The sequence below is a fragment of the Bacillus cereus group sp. BfR-BA-01349 genome, from assembly GCF_022663795.1.
GTDB classification, from domain to species: Bacteria; Bacillota; Bacilli; order Bacillales; family Bacillaceae_G; genus Bacillus_A; species Bacillus_A cereus.
Genome location: NZ_JAKUGE010000006.1, coordinates 121,768 through 144,114, shown reverse-complemented (window position 1 = coordinate 144,114; position 22,347 = coordinate 121,768). Strand labels below are relative to the sequence as shown.

Sequence of the window (22,347 nt, the reverse complement as noted above, 5' to 3'; positions counted from 1 at the left end):
ATAAAAAAATCCCCTCCAGATAAAACAGTATTGAGTCCATCATATCAGATGGACTCTTTTTTTACTGTCTACCTATAGGGGATAATACCACTTCTACGTGATATGGTGTCTCTTTTTATCTAATTCAATCACTTTCCACCAAACATCTTCTCCAAAGACTTCGCATTGGCAAACAATACTTCTTTCAAGTTATCGTCAGCAACGATTTTATAGTCGCCATCTTTGTCTTTCTTTAAGTTCAATGTAACTTCGCGAGTTGCCATTGCTGCATCTTTATCCGTTAAGTTTTTGATGATGGTTGAGGTCATTGTTTTTTCGATCGCTTTTTCAGATTGTTCTTTGTCTTCGCTAAATGCGCTAGCGAAGGCCATTGGCATAACTTCTCCCACTGCTTTTGTTACAGCAACGGATAGATCAGCAGATGTAATTTTCACTTTTACTTCTGCTTTGTCATCCTTTTTCGATACTTCTTCTAGCTTTTCAAATTTAAAGTTCTTTGTAATTGCACTTAGCATTGCTTTTGCCTCAGCATCATCTGTTTTTTCATTTAGTTTATTAAATTCCTTGTCACTCTCAACAAATGTACGAGCCTTTTCTACATCACCTTTTTGTATCGCTGTTAAAAATTCTTCTGTAGTATCTTTCGGATTTGCACACCCTGCTAAAACACCTGCTGTTAATCCTACTACCATCATTAATAGCAATAATCTCTTTATCTTTTGCACGCTCATTCTCCTCTTATCTTTTCTAGTAAGTCAGCATCATACAATATTATGAAACTGACATTACAAACATTTTTTAGTATAGCATTTATATGATTCGTTTTCTATTAATTCCCAAAAGATAAAAGACCTTGCAGCATTCCTACAAGGCCTCTCTTATATCAATCTGTATCCGTAGCACAAATGAACCACATTTTCTGTTCCCTACTATCAAATACCATCCACATACTCCAATCAAAAATCATAAGCAATAACCAAAGCGATATATTAATAGCAGTAAATAATAAATATAAAATGAAATCTCTCTTTTGCATTGCTCCTCTATTCATCAAAATGTAAGCGACACGGATAGGAGGAAAAAGACTAATATTTTTCTTAACGACTACGGATACGAAGTTAGTGTCTGCATATGAACCTCCTTTTCATCATAATACTTGCTTCAACATCAGCCTCACTACCCTATATTCATCACTATAAGCTTCCTTTATGATTAAAGGCGGGTAATCACTTTTTTCTTCCTCAATCATTATGAATACTTCTGTTTTCTCTTGTAATGTATTAGATTCTCTATTTTTAGTAGGTTTTTTTACTTGTTTTAATTTTCTTTGTTACTTCGCCAAGTTTTTGCCCAACTTCTTCTACTTTGGCAGGTTCATTCGTAACATAGTATTCTTGTTCGTCCCATACTAATATAGGTGGCACTTGTTCTCTTTTGTTACATATTATATAAGTAGTATACAAGTTAATAAATAGAAGATAGTTTTTTTATTCATATACTACACTCCTTATCTATCATTTCATTGGATTATATAACACAATTTATTTTCAGCAAATGGATTTGGTGGTAATTTTTAGGTTGAACAATAAAGAAAAACCTTACCAAAGTAAGGTTCCGTTTTTACATTCTATAGTGACTGATTAATTAATACGATCATTACAATAATTGCTATAAGCATAATAACTAAACAGCCGATTAATTTATAAAATCCTCGCTTCGTTAACGTCCCGCCTTGAACGTCTTTACGAATAAATAAGAATACGGCTAAAAATAATACAAGCCCAATGCCAAAAGCATACATCATTTGCATATGTTAATCTTCCTTTCTCTCCTCCATCTTAATATCTTTTTGCCAAAACAACAAATGAGATAAAGACGGTACTCATTGTAAGTGCCATAAGTATATTCAATAATTCAGTAGCTGATAGTATAAGTATTTTTAAGTTTAAGCCGATAGAGAAAAGAAGATAATATGCCGTTAATGCAAAAAAGGGTACAAACATTCCTTTATAACGAATAAGTTTCATTCGCTCGTCTTTTTCTTTAAATTGCGGATGCAAGTAGCTTAGACAGAAACTCATAATCATCATCCCCAGCAATGGATACGTTATGGCTGGCGGTGCAGAATGCGTCATTATACCTGTTAATATCATAAATCCACTCATAAATAGAAAAATAATCCCCATAATTACAAAGTACTTTTGTGAATAATTCATCCCTATTCCCCCTCTTCTTTTCCTTCATAAATAAATACATGTTCTATTGTTGTCTGAAATGTTTTCGCTATTTCAAATGCTAGCGGAAGTGATGGATCGTATTTCCCTTTTTCAATTGAGATAATGGTTTGTCTGGAAACTCCAAGTTTCTCAGCCAACTTTTCTTGAGATAGTCCAATTTTTTTTCGGTATTCGACCATTTTATTTTCCAAGGAAATTTCTCCCTCCTTCCATATACCGAGTATATATATGTAAAGGAAACTTTACGTCAAGTTCCCTTTACATATATTTTGATTATTATTCACGCTATTTATATAGAAGAAACTTTTTTAAATTTCAGCACGTCTATTTTGAAGCGAAACACGGAACACTGTAAATAAATGTTACTATATCTCCTCACTTCTTTTTTTAAAATTTAATATCTCCATATTTGTTTTATCCTTTTAAAATATTTCATTTATTTTTTATTTCACGAAATGCGTTATTTGTTTTACGGTGTTTTTCGTCATATTTATAGAAACTAACTGTTTATGGAGCATTTTTTATGTTTAGCAACTTTTTTTGTAGAAATCCTTCACTTTCCTTTCAATATTTAACACTATCTAAATAAAGTTTACGATAAATTCATAATTTTTTATTTTTTATACTATATTCCGTTATATTGTTGTATAATATCTATGAAAGCGCTTATTATTTCAATATACATAATTCAAACTATTTTTATCGAAACATTCTAACTATTATACCTATATTTAAATACAACAATTATAGCTATTAGTATAGGCATACCAAATATATCCACCCCATTTTTCTGTAAAATTACTTTATAACATGAAAGATTAACTTGGGTGATAAGTTATTGTGAATGTTTTTTTACAAAACAGATAAGTAATAGTGTTTGGTATTATGTAAATTATTGTAATAACATAAGAGTAAAGAAAACATTTACATTGATTACTGATTCATTACTTATTGAAAAAGAGCAAAATGCACCTTTGTATGGAAAAGGATTATATGCATTGGGAGGTTTAAACAAATGACGAGGAAGAATACAACGACAAACCCTTGGGCCAAGTTCCACGGTCCGAACCTTGGTTATGTTATTGAGCAGTATGATCTTTACGTAACTGGAGCAGGTTCTGTTGATCCGGAATTACAAGAGCTTTTTGAAATTTTTGGAGCTCCTTCGTTTCAAGATGATGTCGTAACAGGGGACAACACAGCAACACATTTTTCTCCTCAAAACACAGGTAATATTGAAAAAATTCTTAAAGTCGTTCAACTTGTTGAGCAGATTCGTTCTTTCGGGCACACGTTGGCTCACATCAACCCGATGGAAGATGCTGCAAATGGACAATCTCTTCTTGAGAAAGCAATGAACGAACTAAGCGATGCTGACTTGAAAGCGATTCCAGCGAAAACAGTATGGCCAGATGCACCAGAAGGTATTCACACTGCACTTGATGTAATTCATAGATTAAAAGACGTTTATACAAAATCTTTAGCTTATGAATTTTCTCATATACAAGATAGTGAAGAACGCGCGTGGTTGCATCAAATGGTGGAATCAAATTCATTGCGTCAACCACTATCAAATAAAAAACGAACTGCTCTTTTAAAACGTTTAACAGCTGTTGAAGGTTTCGAGCAATTCTTGCATAAAACATTCGTTGGGCAAAAACGTTTCTCTATCGAGGGCGTTGATATGCTTGTACCTGTTTTAGATGAAATTGTTCTAGAAGGTGCTAAGAACGGCGTAGAGGATGTCATGATTGGTATGGCTCACCGCGGTCGCCTAAGCGTACTTGCTCACGTATTAGAAAAACCATATAGCCACATGTTCGCTGAGTTCAAACATGCAAAAATAGAAGGCGCAGTAGCTAATTCTGGCTGGACTGGCGACGTGAAATACCACCTAGGTAGAGAACAAGTCGTTAGTAACGAAGAAGTTAGCACTCGCGTTACATTAGCAAATAACCCGAGTCATCTTGAGTTCGTGAATCCTGTAGTAGAAGGTTTCGCACGTGCGGCTCAAGAGAATCGTAAAAAATCTGGTCTTCCAGATCAAGATACTTCAAAATCATTCGTAATTTTAGTTCATGGTGATGCTGCATTCCCTGGTCAAGGTATTGTATCTGAGACGCTCAACTTAAGCAGATTGAACGCGTACCAAACAGGCGGAACGATTCATGTTATCGCAAACAATGCAGTTGGTTTTACGACTGATAGCTATGATTCTCGTTCTACGAAATATTCAAGCGACCTTGCAAAAGGTTTCGATATTCCGATTGTTCACGTGAACGCTGATGATCCGGAAGCTTGTCTTGCAGCTGCTAACCTTGCGATTCAATATCGTATGTTGTTCAAAAAAGATTTCTTAATCGATTTAATTGGTTACCGCCGCTACGGTCATAACGAAATGGATGACCCAGCAGTTACGCAACCACAAGTGTACAAAAAGATTAAGAATCACCCAACTGTAAGAGCAATTTATGCAGATCAATTACAAGCTGCCGGTGTTCTAAATGCAGATGAGATTGAAACAATTACTCAGTTTACACAAGAACAATTAAAATCTGACTATGCACAAGTACCACCAGCTGATACGAGCGATGCAACAATTCACGTTAAAGTGCCAGATGTTGTTGCAAAGGGCATTCAGTCAATTGATACTGGTGTTGAGCTTGACTCACTTCGTGCAATTAATGAAGGTCTACTATCTTGGCCAGAAGGTTTTAACGTATATCCGAAAGTGAAGAAAATTCTTGAACGCCGTAAAGATGCTCTTGAAGAGAACGGTAAAATTGAATGGGCACTTGCTGAGTCATTAGCATTCGCTTCTATTTTACAAGAAGGTACGCCAATTCGTTTAACTGGTCAAGACTCACAGCGTGGTACATTCGCTCATCGTCACATCGTATTACACGATACTGATACAAATGAAACATATTCACCATTACATCGCTTACCAAACATTAACGCTTCATTCTCTGTTCATAACAGTCCGTTATCAGAGGCTGCTGTTGTTGGTTACGAGTATGGTTATAACGTATTCGCTCCAGAAACGCTTGTTATGTGGGAAGCGCAATATGGTGACTTCTCAAATACTGCGCAAGCATTATTTGATCAATATGTTTCAGCAGGAAGAGCAAAATGGGGTCAAAAATCTGGTTTAGTTCTTCTATTACCACACGGTTATGAAGGTCAAGGACCAGAGCACTCTAGTGCACGTCCTGAACGTTTCCTACAGTTAGCTGCTGAGAATAACTGGACAGTTGCCAACTTAACGAGTGCGGCACAATACTTCCATATCCTGCGTCGTCAAGCATCTATCTTAGGAACAGAAGCTGTTCGACCATTAGTACTGATGACGCCGAAGAGTTTATTACGTCACCCGCTTACGCTTTCAACTGCTAGTCAGTTAAGCGAAGGACGTTTCCAACCTGCTCTAGAACAAGAAAACCTTGGCACGAAACCAAACAAAGTAAAACGCCTTGTTTTAAGCACAGGTAAAATGGCGATTGACTTAGCAGCAGAAATCGAGTCTGGTAAACATGACTACAACTTAGATGAAATTCATGTCGTTCGTATTGAACAGCTATACCCATTCCCTGCTGAGAAAATTCAATCTATTATTAAACGCTTTAAAAACTTAGATGAAATTATTTGGGTTCAAGAAGAACCTCGTAATATGGGCGCATGGCATTACATGGCTCCAATTCTGTTCGAACTAGCTGGAGATAAAGTGAAAACAGGTTATATTGGACGCCCAGATCGCTCTAGCCCATCTGGTGGCGATCCATTCGCTCACAAAGCTGAGCAAGAACTAATTGTTTCACACGCTTTAGATGTGAAGTATAACTTCCGTCAAGATAAACAAGAAATTGAAGTTTTCAGCAACTAGAAAGTAACAATGAAAGTTTCTAGCTTGTTCCTTGGGCAGATATTCTGCCCAAGGAACAAGCTAACAAATGGAGATTACCGAAAACAAAAGAAGAAAAAACACACCGTTAGGCAAATAAGGGGAGGACATTTAAAATGATCGAAATTAAAGTACCTGAGCTTGCAGAATCTATTACTGAAGGAACTATCTCACAATGGCTTATCAACGTAGGCGACAAAGTTGAGAAAGGTGGCAGCGTTGTTGAGCTTGAAACTGATAAAGTCAATGTAGAAATCATTGCAGAAGATTCAGGTATTGTATCGAAGTTACTAGGCGAACCTGGGGATACAGTTGAAGTTGGCGCAACTATCGCAATTTTAGATGCTAATGGAGCACCAGTTGCAGTAAGTACACCTGCACCAGTGGCTGAGCAACCAAAACAAGAAACGACTGAAGCACCGAAAGCTGCGGCACCAAATGCTGAGCAAACTGCAACACTACAAGGGTTACCAAATACAAACCGTCCTATCGCATCACCAGCTGCTAGAAAAATGGCTCGTGAATTAGGAATCGACTTAAACGACGTACGTAGCACAGATCCACTTGGACGCGTGAGACCACATGATGTACAAGCTCATGCTGCAGCACCAAAAGAAGCACCAGCTGCTCCAAAGAGTCCAGCTCCTGCTCCAGTTGCAAAAACGGAATTCGAAAAACCAGTTGAGCGCGTGAAAATGTCCCGCCGCCGTCAAACAATTGCAAAACGTCTTGTAGAAGTTCAACAAACATCTGCAATGTTAACAACATTTAACGAAGTTGATATGAGTGCGATCATGGAATTACGTAAAGAACGCAAAGATGCTTTCGAGAAAAAACATGATGTACGTCTTGGCTTCATGTCATTCTTCACAAAAGCAGTTGTTGCAGCATTAAAACAATTCCCATTATTAAATGCTGAAATTCAAGGTGACGAGCTTATCATTAAAAAATTCTATGATATCGGTATTGCAGTAGCAGCTCCAGATGGATTAGTTGTTCCAGTTGTACGCGATGCTAACCAATTAAATTTCGCTGAAATTGAAAGTGAAATTCGTGAATTAGGTAAAAAAGCACGTGACAACAAACTTTCATTAAAAGAACTACAAGGTGGTACATTTACAATTACAAACGGTGGTGTGTTCGGTTCTCTAATGTCAACACCGATCCTAAATAGCCCACAAGTTGGTATTTTAGGAATGCATAAAATCCAAGTACGCCCAGTTGCAATTGATAACGAGCGTATGGAAAACCGCCCAATGATGTACATTGCTTTATCTTACGATCACCGTATTGTTGATGGTAAAGAAGCAGTTAGCTTCCTTGTTGCTGTTAAAGATATGCTTGAAGATCCAAAGTCATTATTATTAGAAGGTTGATAGATTAAAAATCTATTAAAGGCTGTAGAATGATTCATTCTACAGCCTTTTTTTATTGTGTTCATACGGGACAAATTTCATGACATAAGGTAATAATGTATGCCTAAACGTAAGGAGGATTAAAATGAATAACCTTCCAATTCATGCAAAACTTAAAGTAAATAAGGATACTTTCTTCCTCCCCGATTCAAACGGGGGTGTCTATTTTCGAAATAACGCCAGTTCATTTCGTATGGACGGTGACGGAATTTATAACTGGATTGAAAAATTAATGCCGATGTTTGACGGTAATTATTCTTTAGCAGAAATAACGGATGGTCTCCCTCTTCCCTATCAAAATCGTGTACTTGAAATTGGAGAGATTTTATATACAAATGGATTTGTCCGTGATGTAAGTCAAGATGCACCTCATGAATTAAACAGCGCATTACTTGATAGATATGCTTCGCAAATTGAATTTTTAGAAGCAGATTCTCATTCAGGTGCTCTAAAATTCGAAACGTATCGCGCGGCAAATGTCCTTATAATTGGTTCTGGTAATATGCTTACTTCCTTAGTTTCTTCTTTATTAGAATCTGGTTTGCCTACATTTCATTACCTCGTTACAGATCGGGATGAAACAAACTATGACAGAATACATGAGCTAATAGAACGTGCATATGAAGTTGATAACAGTGTACTCCTTCAAGAAATCGATACTACAATTGACCGTCCCTTACATGAGGTATTCGAACCTTTTGATTGGATTTTATATGTTTCTCAAAACGGAGACATTGACGGTTTAAAAACAGTTCACACTATTTGTAGAGAAACGAAAAAGAATTTCATACCAGCTATTTGTTTATCAACACTCGGTATAGCTGGACCTGTCGTAACAGAAAATCGTGATGAATGCTGGGAATCCGCATGGCATCGGCTACATGAAACGACTTTGCAAAATGAAAATTCATCGGATTCCGTCTCACCAATTACATCTGCCATGTTAGCAAATGTAATCGTTTTTGAATTATTTAAACATGTCGCGGATGATTCATATCGTGAAAAAGAATCACAATTCTTTTTATTAAACTATGAAACACTTGAAGGAACGTGGCATCCTTTTATAAAACACCCTCTTGCAACTGATGAAAGTTTTACAATTGATACGATAGAAAATCTTTCTGAAAAACTTGAGCATCGGTATGGCCAACATACTTCAACTGATGTATTCCGCTTTTTCGACTCATTAACTTCTAAAGAAGCCGGTATATTCCATGTATGGGATGAACAAGATTCATATCAATTACCGTTATCACAATGCTATATTCAAGTAGCCACTCCACTATCAGATGGCCCAGCTTCCCTTCTGCCTCTTATGACTCGCAGTGGATTGACTCATAATGAAGCACGCCGAGAAGCTGGTTTAACAGGAATTGAAACATATGTAGCAGAAATCATTCACCGCCTTATTCCTGAACATAACAATATCGGTATCGGTGCTGGAGAAACGATGACAGAAGGATTTTACCGCGCACTGCAACAACATTTAAACAATAAACTGTATGAGCGGCAGTCACATATGCTAGAGGAACTTACAACTGTTGAGTTAACTGATATTCAAGATAAACATTGTAGATTTTATTACGATGCTCTCTCTACAATCCATGAAACGCCTAAAATCGCAATGAGTGAAGAGATTCTCAGTTTTCCAGTCGTTTGGGTTGGTATAAATGATAGATGGTACGGTGCATCTAATATTAATATGACGTTAGCGTTACGAAACGCACTACAACTATCACTCTTTCACGTTCAAAATGAAGAAATTCCTTACAGAGCTAATATCTTGCCTGAATCCTCTATTATTTTATATGACACGTATTCTTTTAGAGTGGAAATACAAGCGGAAGAAGAAATTCCAAGCGTACAATCTTTACAACTCGCCTTACAACATTTAGAAGAACATAATTTTTACCCCTTCGTATTTGATTTAGCGATTGAACCATTTTTGAAAGAAAACTTAGACGGTGTGTATGGGGTATTAATTGCAAAGGAGGACGGTTTATGATTCAAAATATATTGCTTATAGGAGATGGCCTTCTTGCAGACTATGTACATGATCAATTATGCAAACAATATTCCATCATTCGTCAGCATACTCTTACAGAAGAACTTCCTGAAAATATTCATCTCGCTCTCGTATTACATGATGGATCTCCTTCTACTATTCATCATGATGCTGAGCTAATTTTTCGTTCAAATCATATTCCGTGGCTACGTGGTTTTACTTCATTTGGTGAAGGTATTATCGGTCCTTACATTCATCCTCTTACGCCCGGATGTTCCCATTGTTCTGATGGACGCCGTTTTATCGCTGGCTTTGATCAAAAAGAAATGTGGGAACTACAGCGGAAATATGCCTTTAAAGCAGATAATGTAACGAGACGTGATGTACGTGCCACCCAAAATGGAATGTTGCAAATGTGCCATCTTATTTGCGCAGAAACAGAAAAAATATTAACTTATAACCATTCTTCTTTAGAAAATGAACTTATTTTACTAAACTTACAAACATTACAATGTACGCGGCATTCTTTTCTTCCAGATCCTCTCTGTCCTGTATGTAGTAATTTACCTGATGATACTGCGGATGCGGCGGAAGTTTCTTTACAACCAAGTTTAAAAGTAAGCACCGAAACGTATCGCTGCCGTTCCATTCATGAATTAAACACATTTTTAACGAGAGACTATTTAGATTATCGGGTCGGTATGTTGAACGGCAAAATGCAGCATTCTGTATTACCATTCGCTGACGTCATTATAAACATGCCATTGATGTTTGGAAATGAAGGTGTTGCAGGCCGAACCCATTCATTTGCAGTAAGTGAAGCAACTGCTATTTTAGAAGGTTTAGAACGATATTGTGGTATGTCACCTCGAGGGAAAAAGACAAATGTGCATGGTAGTTTTCATGATTTAGAGGAACATGCACTAAATCCCCTCTCGCTCGGTGTACATACCAATGAACATTATAATCGTGATGGTTTTCCATTTAAACCGTTTGATCCTGATTATGAGCAAAACTGGGTATGGGGATATTCTTTATCACAAAACAGACCGCTTTTAGTTCCTGAATCAATTGCTTATTATAGCCTCGGTCATCGAGATGCTTTCGTGTATGAAACATCAAATGGATGTGCAATTGGCGGTAGTTTAGAAGAAGCGATTTTTCACGGCATTTTAGAAATTGTAGAGCGTGATGCCTTCTTACTCACTTGGTATGCCGAATTACCTCTTCCCCGCCTGGATCTTAATTCAGCAAATGATACAGAATTACAATTAATGATCCAGCGGTTACGTACGATTACCGGGTACGAATTACACGCTTTTAATGCGACGATGGAACACGGCATCCCGAGCTTATGGGTAATTGCAAAAAATACGCGTGAAAATGGAATGAACGTTGTTTGTGCAGGAGGCGCTCATTTAGAACCTATTCGAGCCTTAAAAAGCGCCATTCAAGAAATAGCAGGCATGTTACTTATAACAGACGATGAGCTCGAGCACAAAAGAGAATACTACGAAAAATGCTTACAAGATCCTTATTTCGTTAATAAAATGGAAGACCATAGTATGCTGTATGGATTGAAAGAAACGGAAGAACGTCTTCACTTCCTTTTACGAGAAGATGCACCGGTGCAAACGTTCCAAGAAATGAATGTACCACAATCATTTGATATGGATTTAACATCCGATCTCCACCAACTTTTAAATCGTTTGCATCAATCTAATCTTGAAATAATCGTAGTAGATCAAACCGTTCCCCTTATAGAAAAGAACGGATTACATTGTGTAAAAGTTATTATTCCAGGCATGTTACCAATGACGTTCGGACACCATCTTACTCGGGTTACAGGACTAGACCGGGTATATACCGTACCGATGACACTTGGATATACAGACGAACCTTTAACGAATGAAAAATTAAATCCACATCCACATCCGTTTCCATAGTAAAGGAGGGATTTCATGCAGCTAGATACTTTTTTACATCATCTCCATTTCTCTATCGATGAAATTATGCCGAATCATGAGGTGGACTGGAAAGACGCACCGCTTCCTTATAAATTATATCGAAATGTACCTACCATCCCGCTCTCCTTAGAAATCCCGTTATCTTTATCGAACTCTTCTACTACACCTACTCTAAATGAGATTGGTCACTACCTTTGGTATTCATTTGGTGTAACACAATTATGTCAGCTAAATAGCGAGAGAAATGTATTACGTAGATCCATTCCTTCAGGCGGTGCCTTATACCCGAATGAATTGTATATCTATTTAAAGATTGACGATTACCCAGACGGCATTTACCATTATGACGCCGCGCATCACCGACTTATTTTACTTCGCGAAGGAAATTTCGATGCTTATTTAGAAGACGCACTCGGTAATCGCTGTAATATACATGATTGTTTCGGTGCTGCATTCGTATCCACTATGTTTTGGAAAAATTTCTTTAAATACAATAATTTTTCATATCGACTGCAAGGATTAGATAGCGGGGTTCTCATTGGACAATTGCTAGAATGTGCAAAACAGTTCGGTTATACGAACGGCGTATACTTTCAATTTCTAGACCGTGCACTGAACCATTTACTCGGATTGTCAGAAGGTGAAGAAAGTGTGTATGCCGTTATTCCTTTAAGTACAGAGCCAGAAACTAATTGGTTTCACAATGATTACCGTGAAAATAAAATAGTTACTTCTCATGAGTTGTTGCAACAAATTCCGCCGCTCGCACATGAACATTTCGTTCGCTCAAAACATGTAGATGAATATCCGATGATAACAAAAATAAATGAAGCTTCTATGATCGAATCGACAGCACACTTCCAAACACTACTTCATGAAGAGCACTATCAACATAATGCGTACGCTGTACAGCTACCAAAAGTAGAACGGTTATCGTATGATTTCCTACAACTTTGTAAAAAACGATATTCTCCTGATGCGGACTTTATTTTAACGAAATGGGATGCAGCTGAGCTCGCTACTTTACTACAAGAAGCGAGCCTCTCCTTCCCCTATTACAACGACCTTGACGGTAAGTATGCAAATGAAAATGCACGCGTCTCCTTATATGGATGTTTTTATAACGTGAAAAATATTGAAAACGGGGCTTACGCTTATAACAGTAAAACACATTCCATACAACCAATTCGATATGGAGACCTTCGCTACCCACTTCAGTCTAGTATGACGATGGATAACGTAAACCTTTTTCAAGTACCACTTTGCTTACATGTAGTCGGAAAGAAAGATTATTATACAAATGCACTAGGCTATAGAGGGTACCGTATTCATCAAATGGAAGCAGGTATACTCGTTCATAAACTCGTTTTTGCTGCAACTGCTATGGGGATGGGCGGGCATCCGTTACTAAGTTTTGATACAAATTCATGTGATCAATTGTACGGTATTGATGCTGGGAATGAAACGTCTCTTATTCAAGTTCCAGTTGGGGCGTATCGAGCGCGGAATTGGTTAAAGGGGGCTTTGCATAGTTAAAAGCACGCCGATGGACGGCGTGCTTTTTTACTAGATTAATTTAAAGATACTCTTAATTTGTCTAGCAAATAACCAATTTTTCGTACCGTAGTTATCATTTAAACTATCTAAATTAATAGATTGTCCGTTAGCAAACTTTAATTCTAACGTAGTATTTTTGTCATTTGTTTTTAAGTTACTATTTGTAATGTCATCATACTTTAATTTTTCAATCTCAACATATTCGTCTTTTTCTTGTCCAATCACGACATGGTCTTGGAAGAAGAAAAATACTTCTACTTTTTTACCGAAACAAAATACATTTTTCGTATAAATTAATGTCGCGTTATCAAGTCCGACACATACTTCTTTCATTTCTTCCACAACGTGTCCAAAGTCTTCTTCATGTCTTGCATTTGATTCAGCAATCCATTCTTCAATTGTTTTCATGTTAATTGCCATACTGCGCCCCCTGGTTCGTTCATTGCTTCGTTTAAAAAATAAATACTATATGAAAATATAAGCGATACGTACTATGTTTTCAAGAGGGAACGGTATATTCAAAATAAAGTGAAACTTTATTTACTCCCTCATTGTAAAAAAAATAGCACTTTAAAAAGTGCTATTCTGCTCTCCTTGCCGCTTGCTGAATTGGATCCCACACGCTGTTATATGGTGGTGCGTAACTTAAGTCGACGTCTTCTAAATCATGAATGCTCATTTTATTGAAAAGCGCCATCGCAATCACATCAATACGTTTATCTACACCTTCTTCTCCAATTACTTGCCCGCCCAATAATTGTTTCATGTCAGAACGGTATAGTAATTTCAAATAAAGTGGTTTTGCATTTGGATAATAGCCCGCCATATTTGTAGAATCTACTTTAACTGTTTTATACGGGATGTGTAGCCCTTTCGCTTCTTTTTCATTTAAGCCTGTCCTTGCGAGCGTCAAATCCATAAATTTAATAATGCCTGTGCCTAACGTGCCTTTAAATGCTCTTCGTTTATCAAGCATATTCAGCCCAGCAAGTCGCCCTTGTTTATTGGCAGTCGTTCCGAGCGGGATATGATCATGAATTTCCTTTATAACGTGGTAATGTGTTGCGCAATCACCAGCTGCATATACGTCTTGCACATTCGTTTGCATATATGCATTTACTTCGATTGCTCCTTTATGATTCTTACGTATATTTGTCCCTTCAAGAAAATCAGTATTTGGTTTCACTCCAACCGACACTAAAACAAGATCTGCTTTATACGTACCTTTATCCGTTTCGACTGCTTCTACTCGTTCATTCCCTTTAAACGCTTTTACATTTTCATTCGTTAAAATTTCAATATGATGCTTATCTGCTTCTTTATGTATGTACTCTGCCATATCTGCATCGTAAATCGTACCGATATGATCATTTCGCTCAATCATTCTTACTTTCTTACCAAGTTCGACGAATGTTTCTGCCATTTCCAGTCCGATTGCACCACCGCCAATAATGGTTACATCTTCAACTTTATTCGTTTCTAGCGTTTTTAATATACGCTCAGCATCCGGAATTGTTTTTAAAAGATGAACGCCTTGTAATTCCCGTCCTTCCCATTCCGGCATAACAGGACGTACCCCGGTCGCAATTAATAATCGATCGTACGAAAATTCAAAGACATCTTTCGTCTTTGTATGCTCTGCGTACACCATTTTCTTTTCCGTATCTACTTTCGTTACTTCATGACGCACTTTCGCATCAATTCCATATTTCTCACGAAACGTCTTCACGTTGCGCGCGATTAACTTTTCAGTTGAAGCGATAGCACCACTAATGACATACGGTAATCCACACTGAGCGTACGAATAAATTTCACCTTTTTCTAACGTTACAACATTTGCATTTTCATCGTTTCTAATAATTTGCATCGCTGCACTCATACCAGCTGCATCTCCACCAATAATGACATAGTTCACTTTACCACTCCTTCTTTTTTACATACTCTTTACGTTTTCCATATTTTATAGAAATAACACCTACTTCCATTGTAAAGAAAGAGAATTTCATCTTCAAATTTGGTGCACAAACTTATGTATGAATAGGTAACTGTCGTGTCTTATAAACAACATGTTTAATATGCTATAACAGTAACTATTGAAAGTAGGTGAAACATACATGTGCGCTGGTCTTCTCGCTCAGTTTCCAGAGGAACCGAAAGAACCGAAAGCCGCCCTCCCGCTTGAACAAGAATTTACCGTTAATGCAACATTATACAGTGCTCGCGCTTGGTTATCAGACAATGACACTTTCTCTCAAACTATTTGGAAAGCCACTCGCTTTGCTTCTGCATCACATGCTGGTAACTCCATCTTCCCCGTCGGTACTATTAAAGTTGTAAATGTTTCTGATGATACAATAACGGTTACGATATCATCAGAATCAGATGATGCACTCAAAATAGTCGTTCCTCCTCATTCTGAAGCTGCCTTAACGTCTAGTTCTTTATCTGATGTGCAAGCCAGTACATCCGGGGGAGCAAGTAAAGTCACATTTCTCTTTCATATCTTTTTCTCTAGGGATCCTGGTCCAGCTAAATAACGATAGAAAAGGTACAGTAATATACACTGTACCTTTTTCAAGCGCTCTATTCTGTTGATTTGATTAGTTCAATATTATAAGTTTCGATATCTGTTAACGTTCCTTTAAAATAAGGATTTTCTCTATACCAAGGCTGTTTTGCAAAATATGCTTGCATATCTTTCGTTTGAAAAATATGTCCATGCCTTGCATATATTTCATTTCTAGCAATTTTCAACTGCTCTTTCGATAAATATGTTAAATCTGCGCTCGTTAATTTTCGAATATCACTATCAGGAAAGATGAAACCATTATATACATACCCAGTCGTAGGTGGCGGAGTAACATTATAAACAACTGTTTTTTCTGTACTTTTCTTTTGAAATGGAAGATTATAAGACGAAAGTGCCGTTACCGTCTCTACTTTTGTCGTTTCTCGTCCACTTTCTCCATTTCGTTCTAAATAAACCGTCGCACTTCCGTCAGTCGCTACAGGCCCCCATGTAATTTCTTCTCCTGCCAGCGCTGTAACCGGTTTTTGATTTACATACAATGTTGCACCAGGCGCGTTCGTTTGAACTGTAATATATTGACCTTGCAACGTTAAATCTATCGTTACGTTATTTTGGCTTTGTTTCATAAGTACAACCTTTTCCTCACGAGATAATTTTACGTAGTCATTTTTATACTCTGATTGAAACACTTGATTTCCCGGAAGAAATGGCCCATATTGCTTCTCAAACTTTTTGTCATCTGTCTTATCAATTTCTTTTCCGTTCATTTTTAACGATACGTCTTTTTCATTTGTAAGCAAAGTTGTATAGTACGTCTTTGCTTTCAATTTATATCGATCAAATATAAAGAAATACTTTCCGTCTTTCGTTAATGAAAAATCAGCTTTTTCTATTCCGTCCCGTTGTTTTTCACCTTGTCTCAAATATTGTTTTAATTCATTTACGTAAGATGGATTTTCTTTTATATATGAAAATAGAGGCGTTACACTCTCTCTCGTTATCATAACCGATGGATCATCTGCCGTAACGATCTCAGCTAATTTCTCTCCGTCCCTCTCTTGTAAAATCGTAATTATCCGGTCTACTTGTGCCACCTGCGTATAATACGACGATCCGTACAAATACAATCCAATAATTGCTATAACAAATAGCGCTAACAGTGTAATGCCAACTTTTGCACCACCGCTCATGTTCTTCTTTACCACAGAACGTCCCCTCTTCGTCCCGCAGTTTTGACAAAATTGCACACCACCTTCAAACTGAATTCCGCACTTTGTACATACATTCATCCAGTCAACCACCTTTTCATTAGAAGCCAGTTATTCCCTGTGTTAAGGCTTGAATTATCGTGCTAATGTAAGACCAAAGTACAATGAATGTTGCAATTCCAATTAAAACATTTGCAATAATAAGTGTGTAAACGAGATCTAATCCGCCATTGTCTAGCTTTAATACGGCTACAGTTATACTAATCCCTATATAAGTTGCAGCTACCGATAATAATATCGGTAAGAAAAAAATTAATAAGAAACTAAAAAGAAAAGAAAGGACTAATATGACAATAGCCGGCGTCGCTATCGTTCCCCATATACCGAATACTTCAAGAAATGAAAAAGATGATTTCATCATCTTACCACTTACAAAAATAATAAATCCGACAAATAAAGTTAAAATTAATAAAAAGAAAAAGACCGTTATAGATTCTCCAAAAAACGTGGGAGTATATATATCTGGTGCAAATGTTCTCGTAACTGCTGATGCTGCACTCATCATTCTATAAAAAATACATGCTCCTAAAAAACAAATAAGAACAAGACTTACAATTCCATTTCGCACTTCAATAGCGCCACTTTTCATAATCGCTGTCGGTGCTTGTAATGCATGTTTAAAAAATTGAAAATAGCCGCTCGCAAACCGCTTCGCTTGCTCTACCGTTTCATTTGGCCGAGCTTCCTTTGCTGGTGCCGCACGTGCTTGTTCCGGCCCTTCTTCTTGGCCACTACTTGCCACTACTTCTTCCGTTAACGAATGTCCACAATTCCCGCAAAACTTTGCCTCTGATGCATTTTCTGTATGACATGACGGACATTTCATTCTCTTATCCCTCCTTAAGGATATACCGTATAGGGTGTTACAAATTCAATATATGAATTTGTACATAAAACATGACTATAAGAAAAAGATTCTGAAATCCTTCTTTCGAAAGAAATATATGTGCTAGCAATCTTGAAAAAAAATGCTATTATGAAACAGAATAAATAATATTTTTAACAGATTGGATGACTGGCAATGGAATTGGTAAACTCAATTTTTCAAATACTCCTTACAAGCGTAATCCAATTATTATCTTTAATTGGCGTTATCATTGTAATTGGATTTCTATTAGGCTATTTAGAATCTCTCACACGCATGTATTGGTCGAGAGCTTTTGGAAGAAAAGGATTCCTATTAACGGCTTGGATTGGTGTTCCTATTCACGAACTTGGACATGCCATTATGTGCGTGCTGTTCCGTCATAAGATTGTAGCAACACAGTTCTTCCCGACAGATACAAGTCAAGGGGCTTTAGGTTACGTACAACATCAATACAATCAAAAAAGTGTGTATCAACGGATTGGGAATTTCTTCATCGGCATTGGGCCTATTATTTCTGGTATTACTGCACTAATCCTTTTAATGCGCTATTTCGTACCAGAATCATATTTTTTATTTAATACAACTCTCGAAAAAACGATTGCTTCTACTTCTATTAATGTAGAAATGATCCAAAACATGCTCTTGTCGACGTTTGTATTATTGAAAAGCTTATTTACAATCGGCAATTTATTGAATCCTTCCTTTTGGTTATTTTTATTTATCGCCATTTGCATTTCCGCACATATCGCTTTAAGTAAACCAGACATTAAAGGATCAATAGACGGAGTTATCGTCATGTTTATCGTTTTATTTTTATTCAACATCATAGCGGGACTGTTTCAATACGACAGTAGCCAGCTAATTGGACAGGTTATGAAATATAATATGTATCTCATTGCGTTTTCTAGTGTAGCACTGCTTTTCTCTTGTATTTCTACACTTGTTAGTTTTTCGTTTTATAAAATAAGAAGAGGACGTTCTTTTTGAACGCCCTCTTCTTATTAATTATTCCCCTTATAATCACAATGCTCAACAGGCACACGAGCGTGCCCTTCTTCATCGGTACACCATGACTGTGATTGGAATGCAAGAAAGATACCAATCCATTCTTCTTCCTTTTCAAAGTGAATGAGTATTCCTCCGTCTTGCCATATGCCATCATCACCTTGCCATTTTTCTACATTCCCTTGATTCATATGAATATCATGTATACCGTTTCCTGGTTTGAAATGAAAATAGGAATCTGGTGTATTTTCTTCTGGTCCCCATCTTTCGCCAAACGCGTAAATAATTGCTTTTTCTTCTATTGCTCGTTTTATATAACGTTCTATTTTTTCATTTAAATCATTATCTGTTCCTGCTTTTTCGGGAGGTAAAGGAATCATTTGATTTGAGTCAAATAGATTTCCTCTTACATAATCTAAAGCTACTTTCGGTTCATTGTTTTTTATTTCTGTAAAACCGAATGGTAATGTCGGTAAAATATGAATCGCCTCTGACTTAATATTGTTACTCGCAAAATATAAAACTTCTGATGGATAACTTTGCGACTTTACGTTAATTGCAATACGATAATCTACTCCTGTCTCGCCCTGTAAATGAACTTGATAATGAGGTGTTTTCCCTTTTCCAATCTTTGATTGTATAACTGTACCTTTTAACACACCGTAGTTTTTTAGGGGCATACATTTCATCTCCTATTCATTTAGTAGAAGCTATTCATATTTAAATCATTATCCACTCAAAAAAAAAATCCTCCTATGTTAGGAGGATTTTTAATTTCTCAACATATACCAAACAATAACTTCTACCACTACAAGCAAAACCGCACCAAAGATCATTAACGTCGTCTTCTTTAATAGTTCATTTTCACGGTAAGGGATATTACATAAGTAAGCACCTAGTGTAATCCGTGATGGACAAGCGATTGTCGCTACTGATGATGCGGTGTTTTGAAGTGTTGTGACATATTGCCACGGGAGTGCTACGTTTTGTGCGGTTTGCATTTGTAGTTTTATAAACATTGCATTTGATCCTGCGTTACTACCTGTTAAAAATCCACCAATAGCGCCAATAAACGGAGCAGCGAAAACGAAAAAGGTTCCAAATGTTTCACCAGCTGTCTTTGCGAGTAATGAATGCATGCCTGATGCACCCATTAGTTCTGAAATGGCGATAAACATTGTCGTCGTAATAGCAAATGGAATCCATTGTTTTATCGTTTGTGAGAGTGATTGTTTAATAATATTAGGCGGGATGCGGAAGAAAATAATAGTAAATAAGCAAGTCATACCGAGCCAAAATCCTGGTGAATATAGTAACTCTAGTTTGTAAGAGTATGATTTCAAATCAAGAACCGCATATGATCTGAACAAATCATGTAATGCTGGAACGAGGCGAGAAAGTAAAATACAAACTGTTAGAAATATATAAGGGCTAATAATTTTTATAATGGATACTTCTCTCTCCGTTGCAGCCGCATGTTCTGTTATAAGATTTTGCCCACTTTTTCCTTTTAATTTAATGATAAAAAAGCCAAAGGTAATCGTAACGATAGAACTTAATATCCCGGCTAGTTCAACACTTACGTACGCATTAGAAAGATAGATTCCGAGAGAAAATAATAGAAAGAACCCTACTCCTTCTTTCCACTTTTCTATAACCGCTTGCCAGCCGCCAACAACGTGTAAAGAAAGAATAACGAAGTAAGCAAACATCGGAATACTTAATAGCGCTGTATTTGTGCCAAGTGTTGTAAGAGGCATATTTATTAGCTGCGAACCGATAATCGTACCAGTTGCCATTGCGCCCCATGAACTAGCTAGTAAGCCGATGAATGAGAGTAGTACAGCTTGAAATGGTTTATATCCTAGTGAAAGAAAAATAGGTGCTGCAACCATGAAGCCAATACCGAATCCACTTACTGATTCAATAAGCGGGCAAATGCCAAAACACATAAGCAGCATTTGTAATAAGCGATCCTGAGTAACTGCTTCTAGAAAACGTGCTACTTGATCGATGTACCCCATTTTGTTCATGAGGTGAAATAAAAAAATACCGAAAAATAAAACGTACCCGACAATAAAACAAATTAACCATCCTTTAATCGTTGCGTGCACAGTTTCACTTATCCCTAATTGAAACATTGGCGAGAGTAAAACAATTCCAACAGACACAGCATAGGAAATTAACGAGGACCTTAATGACGTTTGTTTAAATAAAAATAAACAAATGAAAATCATCATAATTGGGATAAGTGCCAACAATATGGCCATGTTATCATCTCTTTTCGTTTAAAATACAATTTTTAACTATTATATAACAGATGTCATAATTTTCAATTGTTTTTATAACAGATTCAAAAAAGGAACCAAACGGCTCCTTTTTATTCACTCCCATTTTCTATTATCCTGAAAAACTGTCTGCTTTCCGACTATTTCTTTCAACACAACAAACACAATGTAAGTACATATTGCTTGCAATATAATATTCCAAAATTTCATTAATGCAAATGAATGAATCCGTAGAAATAATTCGTTTAATAATACAATCGAAACGATACTAAATAATTCTATACTAATCGAAAATAGACATATTTCTAAAATAGACTGTTCTTGAATGCGATTTAAATTGGAAAAGATGAATACATACCCTAAAAATAAAGCCATTAACTCTATTTTCGTCATGCTAATAAGCCAAGCGTATAGCGGTACAGTTAAAAATAGATATAGTAGTTTACGTCTTAGCATGCCTTCTCACCCTCTAAATTATATGTATTTTCTGTATATTTTAACATTTATTACGCAAAACAAAAAGAAGAGACTACGCCTCTTCTTTTTGTTTTGTTGCATATATTAATTCACATATTTCTTCTTGCTTTTCATTTTCTAAAAGCTCAATGATCTTACTTCCAACGACAACTCCGTCGCATATTGTAATCATTTCTTCTACATGTTCCTTTGTTGAAATACCAAATCCTGCGACTACTGGTAAGTTGACGTGTGATTTTACTTTTTCTAAGTAACTATGAATCTCCTCTTTAAAGTTTTGACGTACTCCCGTTACGCCCGCTACTGTAACAGCATAAACGAACCCTTCTGATTCACTCGTAATTTTTTCAATTCTTTCAATAGGACTCGTTACGGTAACGAGTGGAATGAACGCAATGTTTGCCTCTCGAAGTAACGGCGTAATAATATTTTGTTCTTCATACGGTAAGTCTGGAACGATGATGCCGTCTACACCTGCTTCTATACAGTTCTCGATGAATCTCTCTTTTCCAAATGCAAGTACAGGATTTAAATATGTCATAAGAACAAAGGGCATTTGTACTTCTTTCCTTACCTCTGCTAACGCTTGAAAAATGCCTTTTAATGTTACGCCGCTATCTAGCGCTCGCTTTCCTGCTCTTTGAATCGTTGGGCCATCCGCGACTGGATCTGAAAACGGAATACCAATTTCAACGATGCTTGCTCCAGCTTCATCTAGAAAACGAATTCTTTCTTTTAATTTTTCAAGGCCGCCATCTCCGCCCATTACGTACGGAATAAATGCTTTCTTGCCATTTTCAAACGCTGATTTAATTTTTTCTACTCCCAT

The 22,347-nt window shown here is 36.8% G+C and carries 19 protein-coding genes and 2 pseudogenes; 7 read left to right on the top strand and 14 right to left on the bottom strand.

What is annotated here, in order from left to right; translation table 11 throughout:
- Positions 1 to 128 precede the first annotated feature (128 nt).
- From MR169_RS05880 to MR169_RS05855, 6 genes and pseudogenes are all read right to left on the bottom strand, one after another.
- Positions 129 to 725, bottom strand: a complete 597-nt coding sequence (locus tag MR169_RS05880) for a DUF4878 domain-containing protein (protein WP_001169495.1) — start codon at positions 723 to 725, stop codon at positions 129 to 131.
- A gap of 139 nt (positions 726 to 864) precedes the next feature.
- Positions 865 to 1,051, bottom strand: a pseudogene (locus tag MR169_RS05875) (hypothetical protein).
- A gap of 96 nt (positions 1,052 to 1,147) precedes the next feature.
- Positions 1,148 to 1,495, bottom strand: a pseudogene (locus MR169_RS05870) (hypothetical protein).
- Between the two features lie 132 nt (positions 1,496 to 1,627).
- A complete protein-coding gene (locus MR169_RS05865) occupies positions 1,628 to 1,810 on the bottom strand; it encodes a DUF3976 domain-containing protein (protein WP_097855591.1) in 183 nt (60 codons plus the stop codon).
- 28 nt (positions 1,811 to 1,838) lie between these two features.
- Positions 1,839 to 2,216: a permease gene (locus tag MR169_RS05860; protein ID WP_242319106.1), complete on the bottom strand. Its 378-nt coding sequence runs from the start codon at positions 2,214 to 2,216 to the stop codon at positions 1,839 to 1,841.
- 2 nt (positions 2,217 to 2,218) lie between these two features.
- Entirely contained in the window at positions 2,219 to 2,428 is a 210-nt protein-coding gene (locus MR169_RS05855; protein WP_000428519.1) for a helix-turn-helix transcriptional regulator, read from the bottom strand.
- Positions 2,429 to 3,252: 824 nt separating this feature from the next.
- Here MR169_RS05855 and odhA point away from each other — a divergent pair.
- The 5 genes from odhA to MR169_RS05830 all read left to right on the top strand — a co-directional run bounded on the left by odhA (position 3,253) and on the right by MR169_RS05830 (position 13,061).
- Positions 3,253 to 6,120 carry a 2-oxoglutarate dehydrogenase E1 component gene (odhA, locus tag MR169_RS05850; protein ID WP_242319105.1) on the top strand — a complete coding sequence of 956 codons (2,868 nt, stop codon included), beginning with the start codon at positions 3,253 to 3,255 and terminating at the stop codon, positions 6,118 to 6,120.
- Between the two features lie 134 nt (positions 6,121 to 6,254).
- The gene (gene odhB, locus MR169_RS05845; RefSeq protein ID WP_000569926.1) at positions 6,255 to 7,514 is read left to right on the top strand and encodes a 2-oxoglutarate dehydrogenase complex dihydrolipoyllysine-residue succinyltransferase; all 1,260 of its coding nucleotides are present in this window, start codon (positions 6,255 to 6,257) and stop codon (positions 7,512 to 7,514) included.
- A gap of 124 nt (positions 7,515 to 7,638) precedes the next feature.
- Positions 7,639 to 9,558 (top strand): putative thiazole-containing bacteriocin maturation protein, encoded by a 1,920-nt coding sequence (locus MR169_RS05840; protein WP_001061570.1) that lies wholly within the window; start codon positions 7,639 to 7,641, stop codon positions 9,556 to 9,558.
- A complete protein-coding gene (locus MR169_RS05835) occupies positions 9,555 to 11,504 on the top strand; it encodes a TOMM precursor leader peptide-binding protein (protein ID WP_137074048.1) in 1,950 nt (649 codons plus the stop codon). The genes MR169_RS05840 and MR169_RS05835 overlap by 4 nt, the downstream gene beginning before the upstream one ends.
- A gap of 15 nt (positions 11,505 to 11,519) precedes the next feature.
- A complete protein-coding gene (locus tag MR169_RS05830; RefSeq protein WP_137074049.1) occupies positions 11,520 to 13,061 on the top strand; it encodes a SagB family peptide dehydrogenase in 1,542 nt (513 codons plus the stop codon).
- A 30-nt stretch (positions 13,062 to 13,091) separates the two neighbouring features.
- Here MR169_RS05830 and MR169_RS05825 read toward each other — a convergent pair whose 3' ends face one another.
- Together MR169_RS05825 and MR169_RS05820 are read right to left on the bottom strand one after the other, a co-directional pair.
- Positions 13,092 to 13,502: a DUF3908 family protein gene (locus MR169_RS05825; RefSeq protein ID WP_000996783.1), complete on the bottom strand. Its 411-nt coding sequence runs from the start codon at positions 13,500 to 13,502 to the stop codon at positions 13,092 to 13,094.
- Between the two features lie 160 nt (positions 13,503 to 13,662).
- The gene (locus MR169_RS05820; protein ID WP_242319104.1) at positions 13,663 to 14,997 is read right to left on the bottom strand and encodes an FAD-dependent oxidoreductase; all 1,335 of its coding nucleotides are present in this window, start codon (positions 14,995 to 14,997) and stop codon (positions 13,663 to 13,665) included.
- A gap of 199 nt (positions 14,998 to 15,196) precedes the next feature.
- On the opposite strand from MR169_RS05820, the gene MR169_RS05815 reads away from it, so the two are divergent.
- Positions 15,197 to 15,619 (top strand): hypothetical protein, encoded by a 423-nt coding sequence (locus MR169_RS05815; RefSeq protein ID WP_242319103.1) that lies wholly within the window; start codon positions 15,197 to 15,199, stop codon positions 15,617 to 15,619.
- A 46-nt stretch (positions 15,620 to 15,665) separates the two neighbouring features.
- On the opposite strand, the gene MR169_RS05810 is transcribed toward MR169_RS05815, so the two are convergent.
- Positions 15,666 to 16,901: a TcaA 3rd/4th domain-containing protein gene (locus MR169_RS05810; protein WP_242319102.1), complete on the bottom strand. Its 1,236-nt coding sequence runs from the start codon at positions 16,899 to 16,901 to the stop codon at positions 15,666 to 15,668.
- Positions 16,902 to 16,920: 19 nt separating this feature from the next.
- Positions 16,921 to 17,706, bottom strand: coding sequence for a zinc ribbon domain-containing protein (locus MR169_RS05805; RefSeq protein ID WP_242319101.1), 786 nt, complete (start codon positions 17,704 to 17,706; stop codon positions 16,921 to 16,923).
- A 195-nt stretch (positions 17,707 to 17,901) separates the two neighbouring features.
- Here MR169_RS05805 and MR169_RS05800 point away from each other — a divergent pair, with 195 nt between their 5' ends.
- Positions 17,902 to 18,735 (top strand): hypothetical protein, encoded by an 834-nt coding sequence (locus tag MR169_RS05800; protein WP_098616858.1) that lies wholly within the window; start codon positions 17,902 to 17,904, stop codon positions 18,733 to 18,735.
- A 14-nt stretch (positions 18,736 to 18,749) separates the two neighbouring features.
- Here the strand turns inward: MR169_RS05800 and MR169_RS05795 are convergent, their stop codons facing one another.
- The 4 genes from MR169_RS05795 to trpA all read right to left on the bottom strand — a co-directional run bounded on the left by MR169_RS05795 (position 18,750) and on the right by trpA (position 22,347).
- On the bottom strand, positions 18,750 to 19,433 hold the full coding sequence (locus tag MR169_RS05795) for a DUF2278 family protein (RefSeq protein ID WP_001128606.1): 684 nt from the start codon (positions 19,431 to 19,433) through the stop codon (positions 18,750 to 18,752).
- Positions 19,434 to 19,523: 90 nt separating this feature from the next.
- On the bottom strand, positions 19,524 to 21,023 hold the full coding sequence (locus tag MR169_RS05790; protein WP_242319100.1) for an L-lactate permease: 1,500 nt from the start codon (positions 21,021 to 21,023) through the stop codon (positions 19,524 to 19,526).
- A 114-nt stretch (positions 21,024 to 21,137) separates the two neighbouring features.
- The gene (locus MR169_RS05785; RefSeq protein ID WP_000946130.1) at positions 21,138 to 21,497 is read right to left on the bottom strand and encodes a DUF4029 domain-containing protein; all 360 of its coding nucleotides are present in this window, start codon (positions 21,495 to 21,497) and stop codon (positions 21,138 to 21,140) included.
- A gap of 73 nt (positions 21,498 to 21,570) precedes the next feature.
- Entirely contained in the window at positions 21,571 to 22,347 is a 777-nt protein-coding gene (gene trpA / locus MR169_RS05780; protein WP_242319099.1) for a tryptophan synthase subunit alpha, read from the bottom strand.

Excerpts from the sequence above, each read along its gene's own strand:
- MR169_RS05860 (WP_242319106.1), bottom strand. The coding sequence starts at position 2,216 with ATGAATTATTCACAAAAGTACTTTGTAATTATGGGGATTATTTTTCTA.
- trpA (WP_242319099.1), bottom strand. The coding sequence starts at position 22,347 with ATGGGAGTAGAAAAAATTAAATCAGCGTTTGAAAATGGCAAGAAAGCA.
- MR169_RS05805 (WP_242319101.1), bottom strand. The coding sequence starts at position 17,706 with ATGAAATGTCCGTCATGTCATACAGAAAATGCATCAGAGGCAAAGTTT.
- MR169_RS05790 (WP_242319100.1), bottom strand. The coding sequence starts at position 21,023 with ATGGCCATATTGTTGGCACTTATCCCAATTATGATGATTTTCATTTGT.
- MR169_RS05800 (WP_098616858.1), top strand. The coding sequence starts at position 17,902 with ATGGAATTGGTAAACTCAATTTTTCAAATACTCCTTACAAGCGTAATC.
- MR169_RS05840 (WP_001061570.1), top strand. The coding sequence starts at position 7,639 with ATGAATAACCTTCCAATTCATGCAAAACTTAAAGTAAATAAGGATACT.
- MR169_RS05815 (WP_242319103.1), top strand. The coding sequence starts at position 15,197 with ATGTGCGCTGGTCTTCTCGCTCAGTTTCCAGAGGAACCGAAAGAACCG.
- MR169_RS05835 (WP_137074048.1), top strand. The coding sequence starts at position 9,555 with ATGATTCAAAATATATTGCTTATAGGAGATGGCCTTCTTGCAGACTAT.
- MR169_RS05825 (WP_000996783.1), bottom strand. The coding sequence starts at position 13,502 with ATGGCAATTAACATGAAAACAATTGAAGAATGGATTGCTGAATCAAAT.
- MR169_RS05810 (WP_242319102.1), bottom strand. The coding sequence starts at position 16,901 with ATGAATGTATGTACAAAGTGCGGAATTCAGTTTGAAGGTGGTGTGCAA.
- MR169_RS05795 (WP_001128606.1), bottom strand. The coding sequence starts at position 19,433 with ATGCCCCTAAAAAACTACGGTGTGTTAAAAGGTACAGTTATACAATCA.
- MR169_RS05785 (WP_000946130.1), bottom strand. The coding sequence starts at position 21,497 with ATGCTAAGACGTAAACTACTATATCTATTTTTAACTGTACCGCTATAC.
- MR169_RS05830 (WP_137074049.1), top strand. The coding sequence starts at position 11,520 with ATGCAGCTAGATACTTTTTTACATCATCTCCATTTCTCTATCGATGAA.
- odhB (WP_000569926.1), top strand. The coding sequence starts at position 6,255 with ATGATCGAAATTAAAGTACCTGAGCTTGCAGAATCTATTACTGAAGGA.
- MR169_RS05865 (WP_097855591.1), bottom strand. The coding sequence starts at position 1,810 with ATGCAAATGATGTATGCTTTTGGCATTGGGCTTGTATTATTTTTAGCC.
- odhA (WP_242319105.1), top strand. The coding sequence starts at position 3,253 with ATGACGAGGAAGAATACAACGACAAACCCTTGGGCCAAGTTCCACGGT.